Consider the following 18,017-nt stretch of genomic DNA (forward strand, 5'->3'; position numbering starts at 1 on the left):
GTTATATAATTGTAGTGGATGATGTTCTAACACTCTCGTAAGTTTCGTTTATCAATTTAACATCATCATGAGGAGATTGGATTTGTACTCTCCTATTTGATCATAAAGGAGCGTTTTTGAATGGTAGCATTTTTAGATAAAGTGTTTGATGCCAACAAACGTGAAATCAAGCGTCTTGAGAAAAAAGCCAATCAGATCGAAAGTTTAGCAGCTGATATGGAAAAGCTCTCAGACGATCAATTACGTCAAAAAACAGAAGAATTTAAGCAACGCTATCAAAATGGTGAAACATTAGATGATTTATTAGTTGAAGCTTTCGCTGTTGTGCGCGAAGGAGCAAAGCGGGTGCTCGGTCTTTACCCTTATCATGTGCAATTAATGGGTGGGATTACGCTTCATGAAGGTAATATTGCGGAGATGAAAACCGGTGAAGGTAAAACATTAACAGCAACGATGCCTGTTTATTTAAATGCATTATCAGGCAAAGGTGTTCACGTTGTTACTGTCAATGAATATTTAGCTAGCCGTGATGCCAGTGAGATGGGGGAACTTTATCAATTTCTTGGCTTAACAGTTGGACTAAATTTAAACAGTATGTCAAGTGAAGAAAAACAGCAAGCATATGCTGCAGACATCACATATGGAACAAATAACGAATTTGGTTTCGACTATCTTCGTGACAATATGGTTGTTTATTTGGAACAAAAGGTTCAGCGGCCTCTTCACTTTGCTGTCATCGATGAAGTTGACTCGATTTTAATTGATGAAGCCCGTACCCCTTTAATCATTTCTGGACAGGCTGAAAAATCAACGAAGCTATATACGCAAGCAAATGCCTTTGTTCGTACTTTAAATAAAGAAACAGATTACACTTATGATGAAAAAACGAAAAGTGTACTGCTTACTGAAGAAGGAATTACAAAGGCAGAAAAATATTTCGGCTTGAAAAACTTATTTGATATTAACAATGTAACGATCAACCATCATATTAACCAAGCATTAAAAGCAATCGTAAGTATGCATCGTGATGTTGATTATGTCGTGCAAGATGGTGAAATTGTCATTGTAGACCAATTCACAGGTCGTTTAATGAAGGGCCGTCGTTTCAGCGAAGGATTGCACCAAGCAATTGAAGCGAAAGAGGCTGTTGAAATTCAAAATGAAAGTATGACGATGGCAACAATCACTTTCCAAAACTATTTCCGTATGTATGAGAAACTTGCCGGGATGACTGGGACAGCGAAAACGGAAGAGGAAGAGTTCCGCAACATCTATAATATGAAGGTTGTTGTCATTCCGACGAACCGTCCAATTGTTCGTGATGACAGGCCAGATCTCATTTACACAACGATGGAAGGAAAGTTCAAGGCCGTTGTTGAAGACATTAAACAACGTTATGATCTCGGACAACCAGTGCTTGTTGGTACCGTTGCAATTGAAACATCAGAATTAATTTCTGCAATGTTGAAAAAGAAAGGTGTACCGCATAATGTTTTAAATGCGAAAAACCATGAGCGTGAAGCTGAAATTATTGCTCAAGCTGGTCAGCGCGGGGCGGTTACGATCGCAACAAACATGGCAGGTCGTGGTACAGATATTAAATTGGGCGAAGGCGTCGTCCAACTTGGCGGTTTAGCTGTAATTGGTACGGAGCGTCATGAATCAAGACGTATTGATAATCAGCTCCGTGGACGTTCCGGACGTCAAGGAGATCCTGGTATTACCCAATTTTATTTATCAATGGAAGACGAATTAATGCGTCGTTTCGGTTCAGATAATATGAAGAGTATGATGGAAAGACTCGGCATGGACGATAATCAGCCGATTCAAAGTAAAATGGTATCAAAGGCTGTTGAGTCTGCACAAAAACGTGTCGAAGGAAACAACTTTGATGCGCGTAAACAATTATTGCAATACGATGATGTGTTGAGACAACAACGTGAAATCATTTACAATCAACGGAACGAAGTATTAACTTCTGAAAACTTGCGTGAAATTGTTGAAAATATGATCAAATCCGTTATTCAAAGAACAGTTGGTCTCAATGCCCCTGAACATGAAGATGAAGAAGAATGGAATCTTCAAGGGATTGTTGATTATGTTCATGCGAATCTGTTACCTGAAGGGGATATTACATTAAGCGATCTTCGCGGTAAAGACCCAGAAGAGATGGTTGACCTTATTTTTACAAAAGTAAAACTGCGTTACAATGAAAAAGAAGAAGCATTTGGACAAGAAAACATGCGCGAATTCGAAAAGGTGATTTTACTTCGTTCAGTTGATTCGAAGTGGATTGATCATATTGATGCGATGGATCATCTTCGCCAAGGGATTCATTTACGTGCATATGGTCAAATTGATCCATTGCGTGAATATCAATCTGAAGGCTTCGCAATGTTTGAACAAATGATTGCTGCGATCGAAGAAGATACAGCGAAATATATTATGAAAGCTGAAATTCAAGAAAATCTTGAAAGAGAAGAAGTGGCAAAAGGACAGGCAGTCGTTCCAATCGAGGAAGGCGAAAAGATTAAGAAAAGACCTGTTCGCAGAAAAGCGCAAGTTGGAAGAAATGCGCTCTGTCCATGCGGAAGCGGGAAAAAATATAAAAACTGCCACGGTAAAATGGAATAAGTAGTTTGAAGTCTGACATCACATTGTTGTGATGGTCAGATTTCTTTATGAAATTTATATGAGGTGATCTTAAATGGAATTATCAGAAATTCGATTAGAGCTTGAAAATACAGCCAAGAAATTGGCGGACTTTAGGGGGTCTCTTTGAATTAGAAACAAAAGAGACTCGTATTGCGGAATTAGACGAAATGATGCTGGACCCACATTTTTGGGATGATCAGCAAGGAGCGCAAAAAGTAATTAATGAGGCAAATGGCTTAAAAGAGCTTGTGAACGTTTATCACGATCTTATTGAGTCACAGGAAAACCTGGAGTTAACTTATGAATTGATTAAAGAAGAAAATGATCCAGAGTTACAGCAAGAATTAGAAGCAGAACTGCATGAATTTGTTGAAAAACTAAATGAATATGAACTTCAATTATTATTAAATGGTCCATATGATGCAAATAATGCAATTTTAGAGCTTCATCCAGGTGCTGGCGGTACGGAGTCACAAGACTGGGGTTCTATGCTTCTTCGCATGTATACACGATGGGGTGAAAAGAAGGGGTTCAAGGTTGAAACGTTGGACTATCTTCCTGGAGATGAAGCAGGGATTAAAAGTGTGACATTGCTGTTTAAAGGACATAATGCATATGGTTATTTGAAGGCGGAAAAAGGGGTTCATCGCCTCGTTCGTATCTCTCCTTTCGATGCTTCCGGACGCCGGCACACATCCTTCGTTTCTTGTGATGTCATGCCTGAATTTGATGATGATATTGAAATCGAAATCCGAACGGAAGATTTACGAATTGATACGTATCGTGCAAGCGGTGCTGGTGGTCAGCATATTAACAAAACAGAATCTGCTGTACGTATCACACATATTCCAACAGGTATCGTTGTTTCTTGTCAATCTGAACGTTCGCAAATTCAAAACCGTGAACACGCAATGAAAATGTTGAAGGCGAAATTGTACCAAAAAGAATTAGAAGAACAAGAAAAGGCATTGGCTGAAATACGCGGTGAACAAAAAGAAATTGGCTGGGGTAGCCAAATTCGTTCATATGTATTCCATCCGTACTCCATGGTAAAAGACCATCGGACAAATGCTGAAACAGGAAATACGCAGGCAGTCATGGACGGTGACATCGATATGTTCATCGACGCGTATTTACGTTCGAAAATTTCTTAATGAATTTGAGCCTATCTCATAAGTGCCGGTTTGGCACCAACTATCACCATATGATGATTTAAACATCTTTTCTCGTATATGGCGATTGCAGGTGCCTAGCACTTATAGAGATAGTTTTTTTATGCGTAAAAATACATTCGTATGAGACGTCATCGCTTTGGAAAATTAAGTTCTACTAAATTAAGCAAATAGATCTGATTTTCTGGAAGAATGAGGCGCTTACGTTTTCAATGTGAGGGTGAACTATGAAGAAGAAAAGAAATCGGCAAACAAATCAATTACATTCAAAACTGCTGGAACTGGTTTATATTTTAATCGGCTCTACGATTATCGCTATTTCATTTAATGTGTTTCTTTTGCCAAATCAAGTTGCCTCTGGAGGGGTCAGTGGTATTAGTACAATTCTTCACGGGTTATTTGGCTGGAAACCAGCATATGTGCAATGGGCTTTAAATATCCCGCTCTTTATCGCTGGTTTAATCTTTTTAGGTTATCAATTTGCGATAAAAACGTTAATCGGGACGTTCTTTTTACCGTTTGTCGTTATTTTGACGGAGCATTGGCAGCCATGGACGCATAATCCTCTACTTGCATCTATCTTTGGCGGCATTGGCGTTGGCTTAGGGCTAGGGATTGTCTTTCTAGGACAAGCTTCTACTGGTGGAACGGATTTAGCTGCGCAAATCATTCATAAATTCACAGGTCTCTCATTAGGCAAATGTGTCGCAGTGATTGACGGTCTTGTTGTGTTATCAGCTGCAATTGTATTTGATATTGAAAAGGGATTATACGCTATTATCGCTTTATTTGTTACGAGTAAAACAATTGATTTTGTTCAAGTAGGATTTAATCGTTCGAAAAACGTTCTAATCATTTCTGATAAACATGCAGCAATCCGCGAAGAAATTTTGCACAACATCGACCGTGGTGTTACGAAATTACAAGCTTTTGGCGGATTTACAGAACAAGAAAAGCCAATACTAATGTGTGTCATTGATCAATCTGAATTTACAAAACTGAAGCAGCTTGTCAAAACAATTGATGGAAATGCCTTTGTTATTGTAATGGATGCTGCCGAAGTGCTTGGAGAAGGTTTCAACACTCCGTAATGGCTATAATAACAAATAACTCTATGAAAAATGGAGGTATAAAGAGTGAAGAAATGTCTCAGTGCGATGATAGGAATTTTTCTTACCATCAATCTTTCTGCCTGTGGGAATGGTTCGAGTAATAATGGCAATAATTCAACAAGTGCTGGCGATGCTGAAACAATCTTCAATCAGAAATGTTCAAGCTGCCATGGGCAAAATCTCGAAGGAAATGTAGGGCCAAGTCTAAAACATGCTGGCTCAGATTTAAGTGAGAAAGAAATTTTAACGATCATTGAAAAAGGAAAATCTGGTGATAAAGGCGGTATGCCAGGAGGGCTAATTAAAGGCGACGATGCCAAGAAAGTAGCAAAATGGCTGTCTGACAAGAAATAGTGATAAATGGAGTGCAACTGACTGCACTCCATTTTATTTATGACTTTAGTCAGTTGAGCTCACCAAAGCGTGCGAAACAAAAAACCACCTGCTACGCAGGTGGGGATCAGTCGGCTATACCAAGAAACTCACTATCTTCTATAATAGAGATTGTTCAAGCCTCTAACTATAGAAAGGAAAGTGAGTATATTGGCCAATAAAGCAAATAGCTTGGCACATCCAAAATGGATGAATAAATACCATATTATATTTACTCACAAGTATAGACAAAAAATAATTTACAATTAATAAATATAGAAGATGCATTTGTGAAATACTGCGAATGCTTTGTCAATATAAGAATGTCCAGATAGTTGAGGGACATTTTATGCCAGATCATGTACATATGTTGGTAAGTATTCCACCTAAGATACGAACATGGCAGAAATCAGCTCCGGAAATATACGTAGACTCCTGCGGGAGGATAGGCATCGTTGAGACCCCGCAGTGCATGAGCACGAGGAGGCACACCAGCCGCCCGCGGAAAGCGAAGGATATTTCCGGAGCGGGGTTGGCGGGCAATTTCGGGGGTTCTTTCGTTCATATACTTTTGTCCCGGCTTCATTTTTTCATATTCCTCACATGGTTCCCTTCACGTACATTAAGTACTATTTACGATTGAAACTTGTAAAAATTTAACTAAATATGTTGAAATTGAAATATAATTGTAATATTTTTGTTCATGATTCTACATAGGCATGATGTTATAATTAAATCTGTACTTTTATTCGAGAAATTACGCATTTTTCGCTTTTTTTTGTGAGAATTTTGTTGAAAAATGGCGTTTTATCTTTTTTTTAGGTGCATCACAGTCTCTCATCTTTTAAAATGAATGAGGAAAAGTTAGGTGATTACATGATAGAACTACAAAATGTATATAAGAAGTATCCAAATGGCGTGATGGCTGCCAATGGATTGAATGTAAAAATTAAACAAGGAGAATTCGTTTATGTCGTCGGTCCAAGTGGTGCCGGTAAATCTACTTTTATTAAATTAATTTATCGGGAAGAAAGACCAACTAGCGGAACGATTATCGTGAATGGCGTCAACCTTTCAAAAATGAGGAATGGAAGAATTCCTTATTATCGAAGACAAATTGGCGTTGTATTCCAAGATTATAAACTGCTGCCTACTTTAAATGTTTACGAAAATATTGCTTTTGCCATGGAAGTTATTGAAAAGAATCCAGCAGAGATTCGTAAACGTGTAATGGAAGTCCTTGGTCAAGTTGGTTTAACACAAAAAGCGCGGATGCTGCCGGAAGAATTATCAGGCGGTGAGCAGCAAAGGGTGTCTATTGCGAGATCGATTGTCAATAAGCCAAAAGTGGTTATTGCCGATGAACCGACAGGAAACCTTGACCCAGAAACATCTTGGGAAATTATGAAAATCCTTGATGATATAAATCAGACGGGAACGACGATTGTTATGGCAACGCATAACCGTGAAATCGTAAATGCTATTCAACATCGTGTCATCGCTATTGAGGGCGGAAAAGTTGTCCGTGATGAAAGACAAGGAGGTTATGGATATGAAGATTAGTACGTTCATACGTCACCTCCGCGAAAGCTTTAAAAGTCTAGCTCGTAATGGATGGATGATGTTTGCTTCTGCCAGTGCAGTAACGATCACACTCCTGCTCGTTGGTGTTTTCTTTGTCATTATTATGAATATGAATAAATTTGCAAATGACATTGAAAAAGATGTAGAGATCCGCGTGCATATTGATCTTACAGCGAAAAAGGCAGACCAAGAAAAATTACGAAGCCAAATTGAAAGCATCAATGCAGTTCAATCCGTTAAATATTCTTCGAAACAACATGAGTTGAAAGATTTAATCAAAACAATGGGGAATGATTTTAAATTATTTAAACAAGAGAACCCATTATATGATGTTTATATTGTAAAAACGAAGAATCCTACCGATACTCCTAAAGTTGCCAAACAAATTGAAAAAATGGATCATGTAGAGTCAGCAATATATGGTAAAGGGAAAGTTGAAAATCTCTTCCACATTTTAAGCATTTGCCGCAATATTGGTTTAGTGTTGATTATTGCTTTATTGCTTACCGCGATGTTCTTAATCTCAAATACCATTAAAATTACAATCTTTGCTCGTAGAAAAGAAATTGAGATTATGAAATTAGTAGGTGCGACGAACTGGTTTATTCGCTGGCCGTTCCTGCTCGAAGGATTATGGTTAGGAATTTTAGGATCGATTATTCCAATTTTAATCGTTTCATTCGGATACTACTATTTATATGAGCTAGTATCTCCAAAACTTCAAAATCAATTTATTCAAATACTTGATTTTACACCGTTTGTATATGAAATTGACGTGTTGCTTATTTTGATGGGGATCTTAATCGGTGTTTGGGGAAGTACGATGTCGATCCGCCGCTATTTGAAGGTGTAATGTGTAAAACGAAAGAAGAGCATGGATCAACTAAATAAATAGATTTATTAACATTTTTGCTAGGGGAGGTTCGTTCGAGCATTCCTCTAGCTTCTAATAGATTTAGGATACATAATGGGAAAGGGGAAAGTCATGAGGAAACGTACTATGCTGTCGCTAGCTGCGGTATGTACGATTTGTGCGGGCAGTATATTTGCGCCTCACCTGTCTGCATTTGCTGCGAGCTTATCGGAATTGCAACAAAAAAAGCAAGACGTGGAAAATAAAAGTTCTGATGTTCAAGATAAAATCAATGACAAAGATAGTAAAATATCAGATATTAATGACAAGCAATCATCATTAAAGGATCAGCTTGATGCACTTAATGGAAAAATTGATGATGCCAATCAAAAAATATCCAGTAAGCAGAACGAAATTGATGATACGAATCAACAAATAGATCAATTAAAGAAAGACATTTCTGAATTAAAAAATAGAATTGAAGAGAGAAATAAAGTCTTAAAAGAGCGTGCCCGGGCAATACAGGAAAATGGCGGAGGCTCTGTTGATTACGTTGGTGTTGTTTTAGATTCAAAAAGTTTAAGTGATTTCTTTGATCGCCTTTCAGCAGTAAGAACTATTGTAAATGCCGATCAAAAAATTATTGACCAACAAAAACAAGATGAAGCGAATTTACAAGATAAACAGTCTGTATTTGAAAAGAAATTAGCTGATCTTCAAACAATGTTAGCAGACTTAAAAGATATGAAAGCGAAATTAAAGGATGATCAGGCGGCGAAAAATGCCCTTGTTGCAAAATTAAGTAAGCAAAAAGATGATCTTGAAGAAGAGAAAATGTCTCTTAAAGAGCAACAAGAAATTTTAGCCGATCAAAAAGCTTCAATAGAAAAAGCGATGGAACTTGCTAAAAAAGAATTAGCTGAGCAAAAGGTTGCCAAAGCAGCAGAAGCTAAAGCTAGTTCGAGCTCTAGCAGTTCTGATAACAGCTCTAATACTAGTACAAACAGTTCTAGTGGAAGCCTTCCAAAAGTTTCCTCTGGTGCATTTACAAGGCCAGCCGCTGGTTATATCTCCTCAGAATTTGGTAAACGGTCTGGTGAATTTTCTGGGTTCCATCCGGGAATTGATATTGCAAATAGTGCAGGTACCCCGGTTGTAGCAGCAGCTGACGGTGTGGTGTTTAGAGCTTATCATTCATCATCTTATGGAAATTGTGTAATGATTAGCCATTATATAAGTGGTAAATTGTACACAACTGTGTATGCTCATTTAAGCTCTTATTCTGTAAGTGCTGGTCAGCATGTAAGTAAAGGGCAGCAAATTGGCTCAATGGGATCGACAGGTGAATCCTCAGGACCGCATTTACATTTTGAAATTTATAATGGACAATGGACTCCACCACCACATAACGGCGCCCAAAATCCACGTAATTATATTAACTTTTAATAAAAAGTCGGACATCATTTAAGAGATGGTGTCTGGCTTTTTTTGTGTAGTCTGTTTCGTAACTTTTATGCTTTTTCATCTGGCTCATTTAAACCGCTCATAATAAAATTGATTGAGTGGAAGGATGCGTGACTCCTAATGGAATAGCGGAATTGATGAGACCCCACAGGCGTGCAGCACCGAAGAGGCTCAGCTTCCGTCCGTGGAATGCGAGCATCCAGGAGCGTAAATCATCTGCTCCACTTTTATGAAGAACCTCCAAATTTACAAAAAAAAAAAATAACATTTTATAAGGATAGTTGCTTTGAAATAAATTTCATTCGCTTAAACCGCACACAATGTTAATTGGAGGAGAAGGCAAGTATGAGTGAAAATCAACTCACACCATTTAAAAAACGCACCACTTTCTTTTAGGTGATAAACATGAACGGAAATGATCAAGAGGATAAAAACAAGATTATGTGTTATGATACATATGATATTTTGATCAGTGTCGCCCAGTCCGATTTAGTTCATTAACAAAGGAGAATGCGATGATATTAACAGTATTATTAATTTTATTTTTAATTTTAAACTTAATTTTATTAGGGACCGTTATTTTTCTAGAACGGCGTGATGTTGGTGCAACTTGGGCTTGGCTTTTAGTTTTGTCCTTTTTACCTGTTGTTGGATTTATACTTTATTTAATTTTGGGTCAAAATTTAAGCCGGAGAAAAATATTTGATTGGAAAGTCCAAGAAAAAGTCGGAATAAAAGAGATTTCCGAGTATCAAATCAGCTTACTGAAAAATAATTCATTTCCGTTTCATGATGAAAGAACGATTCAATATAAAGATCTTATTTACATGTTGCTGATGAACGATGGCGCTATTTTGTCACAAGATAACCATGTTGATATTTTTACAGATGGAAAAGAAAAATTTCAAGCATTGTTTGAAGATATCCGTAATGCCAAAGATAGTATTCATCTTGTTTATTATATTATTCGAAATGATCAACTTGGAAAAAGTTTAGTTGAATTGTTGACGATGAAGGCAAAAGAAGGTGTCAAAGTTCGGGTATTATATGATGATATGGGATCACGAACATTACCGCGGAAATTTTTTAAATCGCTTATCGAAGCAGGGGGCGAAGCGGCAGCCTTTTTTCCTGCCAAAATACCGTTGTTCAATTTGCGTGTGAACTTTCGCAACCATCGTAAGTTGGCCATTATTGACGGGCAAATTGGGTATATTGGCGGTTTTAATATTGGGGATGAATATTTAGGATTAAATAAAAGATTCGGTTACTGGCGAGATACGCATTTGCGTATTATCGGGCGTGCAGTTTATGGGATGCAGACAAGATTTATTATGGACTGGAATCAAGCATCTGTACACGATATTCATAATGCAAAACATTATTTCCCGGTTATCCCTCCTAAAGGCGAGACAGATATTCAAATTATTTCGAGTGGACCGGATTCACAGTCAGAACAAATTAAAAATAGCTATATTAAAATGATTAACTCTGCCAAAAAATATATTTATATGCAATCCCCCTATTTTATTCCTGACGATAGTTTGTTAAATGCGCTCAAAATTGCAGCATTATCTGGTGTAGATGTGCATTTAATGATTCCAAATAAACCTGATCACATGTTCGTTTATTGGGCGACCTATTCGAATGTCGGTCAACTATTAAAAAATGGTGTGAAAGTTTATATTTATGAAAATGGCTTTATTCATGCAAAAATGTTAGTGGTAGATGGAAAAATAGCTTCTGTTGGAACTGCTAATATTGATGTTAGAAGCTTTCGATTAAATTTTGAAGTGAATGCGCTATTGTATGATCAAAATCTTGCGGCGCGGTTAGCCAATATTTTTAGAGAAGACATGGAACAGTCAAGTGAATTGACTTTTGAAGCATATCAGCAGCGCTCAAGCATGATCCGTTTTAAAGAATCAATTTCTCGTTTGTTATCCCCTATTTTATAATTGTGAGTTTATTGTATTTATTGAAATCTTATTTTTTTCAAAAAAAAGGGTTGACGACTGTGATATAGTTTTCTATAATCCTAATCAAGAGCTATTTAAAATTTAAGAATATTATTCAATTACTCTTATCGAGAGCGGCGGAGGGACTAGGCCCTGCGAAGCCCGGCAACCTTCAAGGTAAATCCTTGAAAAGGTGCTAATTCCTACAGATCTTTGGTCTGAAAGATAAGGGGAGGTTTTTACATAATTGTAACCCTCTTCCTTATGAAGAGGGTTTTTCTTTTTCCTCTCTTCATAGCCTCTAGATCTGCCCTAATATGACGGAATTGTCGATATACTATTTTTCCTAGATAATTTTAAACCAAATAGGAGGAATTTAAGATGACAAGTGAATCATTACGTCCAGAAACATTATTATTACATGGTGGTCAAGAACCAGACTCTGCAACAGGATCCCGCGCTGTACCTGTATACCGCACTACTTCTTATGTGTTTAAAGATACCGATTATGCTCAAGGTGTATTTAATCTATCAGAAGAAGGTTTCATTTATACACGGATTGGAAATCCAACAGTTGATGTATTTGAAAAACGTGTCGCATTGCTAGAAGGAGGTACAGCAGCAGTTGCTTTATCTTCTGGTGCTGCAGCAATTGGATTTTCCATTTTAAACGTTGCAAGAGCCGGTGATGAAATTATTTCCGCTAGTAATTTATATGGCGGAACTTATAATCTATTTGCGGCAACACTTCCTCGTTACGGAATTACAGTAAAATTTGTTGATGCCTCTGATCCCGAAAACTTTAGAAAAGCTGTTACACCAAAGACGAAGGCATTCTTCGGAGAAATTATTGGAAATCCAAGCTTGCAGGTATTAGATGTGGAAGCAATTGCGAATATAGCCCACGAAAATGGTGTTCCATTAATTGTTGATAGTACGTTTGCTACACCATACTTAACAAATCCGATTCAATCTGGTGCAGATGTCGTTGTTCATTCGGCAACAAAATGGATTGGTGGACATGGAACGGCAATTGGCGGAATTGTTGTGGATGGCGGTCATTTTGATTGGAATACAGAAAAATTCCCTGACTTTAGTGAGCCGGATCCAAGTTATCACGGACTTCGTTACGGAGTAGATACGGCAGAGGCAGCGTTTGCGACGAAGCTCCGTGTTCAATTACTTCGTGATTTAGGCCCTGCCCTAAGCCCTGATAATGCATTCTTATTTTTACAAGGACTTGAAACATTGCATTTACGTGTTGAAAGACATAATAGAAACGCTTTGGAAATTGCGGAATTTTTACAAAATCATCCTGATGTTGCTTGGGTGAATTATCCAGGTCTTAAAGATCATCCATCACATGAATTGGCAAAGAAATATTTTAATGGTGGATTTGGATCAATGGTTAACTTCGGGGTGAAAGGCGGACGTGAAGTTGGAAGAAGAGTGATTGATCATATCAGTCTATGGTCACATGTTGCCAATGTCGGTGATGCGAAGTCGTTAATTATTCATCCGGCAACAACGACACACTCACAATTAAGTGATGAAGAACTTAAAAAATCCGGTGTAAGTGAAGACTTGATTCGACTATCTGTCGGCCTAGAAAATGTTGAAGATTTGAAAGCTGATTTAAATCAAGCAATTGAAAAAGCAAAGCAACTAGCAGTGAAATCATAAAAACTGTATGGGGGGAAGAAGGATGGAAAAGGTAGAAATTGGTACTTTATTATTGGAAAACGGAGAAACCATCCCTCATGCAGAACTAGCTTATGAACGGCGTGGCCCTATGGACGCGCCGATTATTTTAGTCTGTCATGCATTAACAGGAAGCCAGTACACGGTTGGAACGAGCGAGGAACCGGGATGGTGGGATGGATTAATTGGGCCAGGAAAATATATTGATACGAATCAATATCAAGTCATAACCTTCAATGTACTTGGCAGTTGTTATGGAAGCACTGGCCCACAATCAATTAATCCAGAAACGTCTCGTCCGTATCGAATGGATTTCCCATTTATTACGATTCGAGATATGGTTCATGCACAAAAAAGGGCATTGCTAGCCCTTGGTGTGAATAGAGTTAAAGCTGTGATCGGAGGTTCTCTTGGCGGCATGCAAGTACTAGAGTGGGGACTTCTGTACCCGAATGATATGGACCAATTACTGTTGTTTGCTTCAACCCCTTACTATAGTGATTATGGTATTGCCTTTAATGAAATTGGGATTACAGCGATTGAAAATGACCCAGGATGGAAAAATGGCTATTATCAATCTTCAGAGGATGTAAAAGGCCTTGAAATTGCGAGAATGGTTGGAATGGTCAGCTATCGAAGTGCTCCATTATTTGAAAGTAGGTTTAATAGAAAAATAGCGGAGGATAATCACAATAAATTTTCTTCGTATGAAGTATCATCATATATGCGATATCAAGGAAAAAAATTAACGGAGCGATTTGATGCGAATAGCTATTTATACTTACTGCGGGCGATGAATAGTCATGATATCGGCAAAGGAAGAGGAGGATGGAAAAAGGCTGCTTCGCAATATAAAGCGAAATTAATTGCTTTTGGATTTCAGCATGATTTAATTTTCCGACCTGAAGATATTGAGGCGTTCGCTCGTGAAGTTCCGGATAGTGAATATCATTTTGTTCCAACAAAGTTTGGGCATGATGGTTTTTTAGTTGAATTTGAAAATTGGGGACACATTGTACGGGAAGCGTTACAAGAAGAAAGTAAGATTCAAGTTTGGGGGTAGGCGAACAATGACGAAAATAAAAGCTGCATTGCTTGGATTCGGTACGGTCGGTCAAGGTGTATATGAAGCAATAAAAAGCCACCAAGAAAAGCTGCAGGAGCGATTAGTTGCAGAGGTTGAAATTGTTGCCGTTTTAATTAAAGAGCCATATAAAAAAAGAGAAATTGACCCATCTGTTTTAATTACAACGAATTTCGAAGATATTCTTAACATTCCAGACCTTGATGTTGTATTTGAAGCAATTGTTGGTGAGACACCAAGTTTTACATATTTATCAAAAGCAATTGAAAAAGGCTGCCATGTCATTACGGCTAATAAAGTGATGTTTGCCAAGTATGGTAAATTATTACTTGAAAAGGGAAGAAAGAAGAATGTGTATGTAGGATATGAGGCAACAACAGCAGGCGGGGTACCGATTATTCGTACGATTAGCCAGCAATTGCAAGTGAATGATATTCAACGTGTGCAAGCTGTTTTAAACGGCACATCCAATTTTATTTTAACAGAAATGAGAGAAAAAGGACTTTCTTTTCAAAAGGCTTTAGAAAGTGCTCAACTTCATGGATATGCTGAAGCAGATCCCGCAAATGATATTGAAGGAAAGGATGCCTTTTTTAAGTTAATGATTTTAAGTGATCTTGTCTTTGGTGCTCAGCCTGATTGGGATGCAGTGGAAGTTGAAGGTATCCAACATATTACTGTTGAAGATATTCAAGCAGCAAAAACTCAACATTTAAGGTATAAACATATCGCAGACATATACCGATATGGTCGAACGCTAAAAGCTTCTGTGAAACCAGTTTTAGTTGCTCCGGATCATGCCCTCTATTCTATCGAAGGTGTTGAAAATGCTGTCACGATCTATGCCAGTTTAGTTGATAAAATCACCATTTCTGGTCCTGGCGCTGGTAAATTTCCAACAGCGAGTGCGATGATTGAAGATTTCGTAAGTGGCTACCAAATTCCTCGTTACCAATTTACCTTAAACATTTGATATCATTATAACCCTTTGAATTGATCATTTTTATTATAAGAGAACATAACTTGTCCTTCTTGCACATATATTGAATTAAAGAATTTGAAAGTGTCTTAGTATCGGACACTTTTGGCAGGGAGGACAAGACTTGTATGAAGCGAAAATGGTTAGCGCTTGTAATTTCAGGTTCTTTACTTACTGGTGCGGGCAGTACATATGTAGGAACGAAATGGATGGAAGAAGCCCACAAAGAACCTGAAGCATCTCAGCAGCCACAATCAAAATCAATGCAAATGAGCAGTGAAGATTTAACGAAAATCGCTCAAGCCTATGATTTAATAAAAAGTCAATATGTACAAAAGGTTAATGAAAATGACTTAGTAGAAGGCGCGATTCAAGGGATGGTCAGTACTTTAAAGGATCCATACTCTGTTTACATGGATAAAGAAACTGCCAGCCAATTTAATGACTCTCTTGATTCCTCATTTCAAGGGATCGGAACAGAAATTACGAAAAAAAATGGAAAGATTATGATTGTATCACCATATAAAAATTCACCAGCTGAAAAAGCAGGGTTAAGACCAGGAGATGTGATTTCAAAGATTAATGGAAAAAGTACAGACGGTCTTGATCTATACGAAGCAACAACGCTCATTCGCGGAAAAAAAGGAACGGCTGTGAACCTTGAAATTATAAGAGAAGGCTCGGATAAACGGATAGCTGTAAAAGTGAAGCGTGATGATATTCCATTAGATACTGTTTATTCGGATCTTAAATATGAAAATAAAAAACCAATTGGCTATATTGATATTACACAATTCTCGAAAAACACAGCTGAAGATTTTAATAAAGCTTTAAGTAAGCTTGAGAAGGAGAATATGCAAGGGCTGATTATTGATGTTCGGGGAAATCCAGGCGGACTTTTATCAAGTGTTGAGGCGATCCTTAAGCAATTTGTACCAGAAGGGAAACCATATTTTCAAATAGAAGAGCGAAATGGACATAAAGTCCAATACGTATCTCATTTGAAAAAGAAAAAATCATATCCAATCGTTGTGTTAGTGGATAAAGGAAGTGCGTCTGCTTCAGAAATTTTAGCAGCTGCTTTAAAAGAAGCCGATGGTTATCCATTAATTGGTGAAAAGACATTCGGAAAAGGGACAGTTCAAGAAGCAGTGCCGATGGAAGATGGCGGTACGATTAAGCTGACGATGTTCAAATGGTTAACACCAGACGGAAATTGGATTCACCATAAAGGCATAGAACCTACAATTGCCGTAAAACAACCTGATTATTTTAATGTGCATACGTTAAATGTAAAGAAAACCTTGTCACCAGATATGAACAATGATCAGGTGAAAATTGCTCAGCAAATGTTAAAAGGACTTGGTTTTGTCCCTGGTAGAGAAGATGGTTATTTTGACTTGCAGACCGAGAATTCTGTAAAAGCATTCCAGTATAAAAAAGGCCTGAAAGTGACAGGGGAAATTGATGAAAAGACAGCAACGCAGTTAGAACAAGCTATTCTCGCAGCAATGAAGAAGGAAAAAAATGATCTTCAATTGCAAGTTGCATTGAAATATTTTAATAAAAACTAAGATGATGAAAGACAGATACTTTTCTCAAAGTATCTGTTTTTTTATAGAAGCCGATTTCACTTTATTTCAAATTATGTTGATCAAAAATAAATGGAGCCCCGTCAAAAAGATTGTAAGTGTTATTCCAAGATGGATAGGTTTTAGTCTATATATCTGTTAAAATAAGGTATAGAAGGATTGTGTGCAAGATGGAAGGTGATTATCTTTGGGACAAATATGGATAGAAGAGTTGCTAAAAGGGGTTGTACGATTTTTTCTGCAGCCAATTGTTTATTATGCCATTTTAATAGCTATTTTTACAGGCTATTTACGTGTGAAAAGAGAACGTAAAGATTTTCATGTGCGTTTATTCTCGATATTTCAAGAACTTAAGTTTTTATTTCCACTTGGACTACTTGCCGGTCTTATTCTTTCAATAGTGTCGGTCGTAACCGGGTATACAATTGCCTATCCCTTTATTGTTGCTGTCACGATTGTAACGATTCTATTTTCGCTTATAGGTCAATTTCGATATTTATCTCCAGCATTCACAATGGGGACGGCGCTTATTCTATTATTTTTACTAAGGATTGTTCCGATCTCTTCCCTAAGTAACATTGTACAGGCAGTATCTTATCATATGTACACTGGTTTTGCGATATTACTAGGATTATTCATGATTGTCGAAGGCTGGCTTATGCGCCAAAACGGTGCAAAACAATTATCACCTAAATTACGCAAAAGTCGAAGAGGCTTCACCGTTGGTGCATTTCAAGCAAAACGGATTTGGCTTGTTCCGGTATTATGCTTGTTGCCACTTGGCCCACTTACATCGTTTGTTGATTGGTGGCCAGTTATTTCGTGGGGTGGGCATTCTTTTTCTTTTGTGCTAGTTCCTTTTCTCCTTGGATTTCAACAGCAGATTCAAAGCACTTTGCCGCAACAAGCGATTGACCGTGTAAGCAAACAAGTGTGCTTAGTAGGGATATTAACGATTATTATTGCTGCAGCAGGATATTGGTATCCTATTTTTAGTATTGTTGCAGCATTTGTTGCCATCTTACTAAGAGGGTTTATCTCTTTAGGGCACCGAATGCGAGAAAATGCAGCCCCGTATTATTTTACACCACAGAAAAAAGGATTAATGGTGTTAGCTGTGATTCCCGGTTCTCCTGCAGATAAAATGGGCTTGGAAAAAGGTGAAATCATTCAAAAATGTAATGGAAAAATGGTTCGTCATAAAGATGAGTTTTATCAAGCGTTGCAAATCAATCCCGCCTTTTGTAAGCTTGAGGTTTTGGACATTCATAATGAAATTCGTTTTGCCCAAGGAGCATTATTTGTGGGGGATCATCATGAATTAGGCTTATTAACATTGGATGAAAAACCCGATTGGGATTCAGAAAAACATTATTCTTAAGTTTTCAGGCTTTATTCTTGAATCAATTATAACTTGTATGGAAAATCTAATGTATTAAAAAAGAGGCTGGACAAAACTCAAAAGTGATTAGTTAAAGACGCGAACATTGC

The 18,017-nt window shown here is 37.6% G+C and carries 13 protein-coding genes, 1 pseudogene and 1 riboswitch; all 14 genes and pseudogenes read left to right on the top strand.

Annotation, left to right across the window (positions count from 1 at the left end):
* The first annotated feature begins 120 nt into the window (after window positions 1-120).
* The 14 genes and pseudogenes from secA (at window position 121) to G4D61_RS04320 (ending at window position 17,907) form a co-directional block, all read left to right on the top strand.
* The gene (secA, locus tag G4D61_RS04255) at window positions 121-2,634 is read left to right on the top strand and encodes a preprotein translocase subunit SecA (RefSeq protein ID WP_035353038.1); all 2,514 of its coding nucleotides are present in this window, start codon (window positions 121-123) and stop codon (window positions 2,632-2,634) included.
* 73 nt (window positions 2,635-2,707) lie between these two features.
* Window positions 2,708-3,809 (top strand): peptide chain release factor 2 gene (gene prfB, locus G4D61_RS04260; protein ID WP_152604237.1). Its coding sequence is split into 2 segments (ribosomal slippage): window positions 2,708-2,779 and window positions 2,781-3,809, totalling 1,101 coding nucleotides; the frame shifts between segments, so codons are not numbered across the junction.
* Window positions 3,810-4,054: 245 nt separating this feature from the next.
* Window positions 4,055-4,918, top strand: coding sequence for a YitT family protein (locus G4D61_RS04265; RefSeq protein WP_025727172.1), 864 nt, complete (start codon window positions 4,055-4,057; stop codon window positions 4,916-4,918).
* Window positions 4,919-4,963: 45 nt separating this feature from the next.
* On the top strand, window positions 4,964-5,293 hold the full coding sequence (locus G4D61_RS04270; RefSeq protein ID WP_371316504.1) for a c-type cytochrome: 330 nt from the start codon (window positions 4,964-4,966) through the stop codon (window positions 5,291-5,293).
* A gap of 189 nt (window positions 5,294-5,482) precedes the next feature.
* A pseudogene (tnpA, locus tag G4D61_RS04275) lies at window positions 5,483-5,705 on the top strand (IS200/IS605 family transposase); the annotation flags it as partial.
* 482 nt (window positions 5,706-6,187) lie between these two features.
* The gene (gene ftsE, locus G4D61_RS04280) at window positions 6,188-6,874 is read left to right on the top strand and encodes a cell division ATP-binding protein FtsE (protein WP_035353100.1); all 687 of its coding nucleotides are present in this window, start codon (window positions 6,188-6,190) and stop codon (window positions 6,872-6,874) included.
* A complete protein-coding gene (gene ftsX / locus G4D61_RS04285) occupies window positions 6,864-7,748 on the top strand; it encodes a permease-like cell division protein FtsX (RefSeq protein ID WP_025727169.1) in 885 nt (294 codons plus the stop codon). The genes ftsE and ftsX overlap by 11 nt, the downstream gene beginning before the upstream one ends.
* A gap of 132 nt (window positions 7,749-7,880) precedes the next feature.
* A complete protein-coding gene (locus G4D61_RS04290; protein ID WP_163173313.1) occupies window positions 7,881-9,194 on the top strand; it encodes a murein hydrolase activator EnvC family protein in 1,314 nt (437 codons plus the stop codon).
* A gap of 533 nt (window positions 9,195-9,727) precedes the next feature.
* On the top strand, window positions 9,728-11,170 hold the full coding sequence (gene cls, locus G4D61_RS04295; protein ID WP_025727167.1) for a cardiolipin synthase: 1,443 nt from the start codon (window positions 9,728-9,730) through the stop codon (window positions 11,168-11,170).
* A 122-nt stretch (window positions 11,171-11,292) separates the two neighbouring features.
* Window positions 11,293-11,402: riboswitch (SAM riboswitch) on the top strand.
* 149 nt (window positions 11,403-11,551) lie between these two features.
* A complete protein-coding gene (locus G4D61_RS04300; protein WP_025727166.1) occupies window positions 11,552-12,853 on the top strand; it encodes an O-acetylhomoserine aminocarboxypropyltransferase/cysteine synthase family protein in 1,302 nt (433 codons plus the stop codon).
* A gap of 22 nt (window positions 12,854-12,875) precedes the next feature.
* A complete protein-coding gene (metX, locus tag G4D61_RS04305; protein WP_235929318.1) occupies window positions 12,876-13,934 on the top strand; it encodes a homoserine O-acetyltransferase MetX in 1,059 nt (352 codons plus the stop codon).
* Window positions 13,935-13,941: 7 nt separating this feature from the next.
* Window positions 13,942-14,928, top strand: coding sequence for a homoserine dehydrogenase family protein (locus G4D61_RS04310; RefSeq protein ID WP_035353044.1), 987 nt, complete (start codon window positions 13,942-13,944; stop codon window positions 14,926-14,928).
* 134 nt (window positions 14,929-15,062) lie between these two features.
* The gene (locus G4D61_RS04315) at window positions 15,063-16,508 is read left to right on the top strand and encodes a S41 family peptidase (RefSeq protein ID WP_025727163.1); all 1,446 of its coding nucleotides are present in this window, start codon (window positions 15,063-15,065) and stop codon (window positions 16,506-16,508) included.
* A 205-nt stretch (window positions 16,509-16,713) separates the two neighbouring features.
* Window positions 16,714-17,907, top strand: a complete 1,194-nt coding sequence (locus tag G4D61_RS04320) for a PDZ domain-containing protein (RefSeq protein WP_025727162.1) — start codon at window positions 16,714-16,716, stop codon at window positions 17,905-17,907.
* The last annotated feature ends 110 nt before the right edge of the window (window positions 17,908-18,017 follow it).

The sequence above is a fragment of the Heyndrickxia ginsengihumi genome (assembly GCF_011008565.1).
Classification (GTDB): domain Bacteria; phylum Bacillota; class Bacilli; order Bacillales; family Bacillaceae_C; genus Weizmannia; species Weizmannia ginsengihumi.

Coding starts and splice junctions, on each gene's coding strand:
- secA (WP_035353038.1), top strand. CDS start 121: ATGGTAGCATTTTTAGATAAAGTGTTTGATGCCAACAAACGTGAAATC.
- metX (WP_235929318.1), top strand. CDS start 12,876: ATGGAAAAGGTAGAAATTGGTACTTTATTATTGGAAAACGGAGAAACC.
- G4D61_RS04315 (WP_025727163.1), top strand. CDS start 15,063: ATGAAGCGAAAATGGTTAGCGCTTGTAATTTCAGGTTCTTTACTTACT.
- G4D61_RS04310 (WP_035353044.1), top strand. CDS start 13,942: ATGACGAAAATAAAAGCTGCATTGCTTGGATTCGGTACGGTCGGTCAA.
- cls (WP_025727167.1), top strand. CDS start 9,728: ATGATATTAACAGTATTATTAATTTTATTTTTAATTTTAAACTTAATT.
- G4D61_RS04265 (WP_025727172.1), top strand. CDS start 4,055: ATGAAGAAGAAAAGAAATCGGCAAACAAATCAATTACATTCAAAACTG.
- ftsE (WP_035353100.1), top strand. CDS start 6,188: ATGATAGAACTACAAAATGTATATAAGAAGTATCCAAATGGCGTGATG.
- ftsX (WP_025727169.1), top strand. CDS start 6,864: ATGAAGATTAGTACGTTCATACGTCACCTCCGCGAAAGCTTTAAAAGT.
- G4D61_RS04300 (WP_025727166.1), top strand. CDS start 11,552: ATGACAAGTGAATCATTACGTCCAGAAACATTATTATTACATGGTGGT.
- G4D61_RS04290 (WP_163173313.1), top strand. CDS start 7,881: ATGAGGAAACGTACTATGCTGTCGCTAGCTGCGGTATGTACGATTTGT.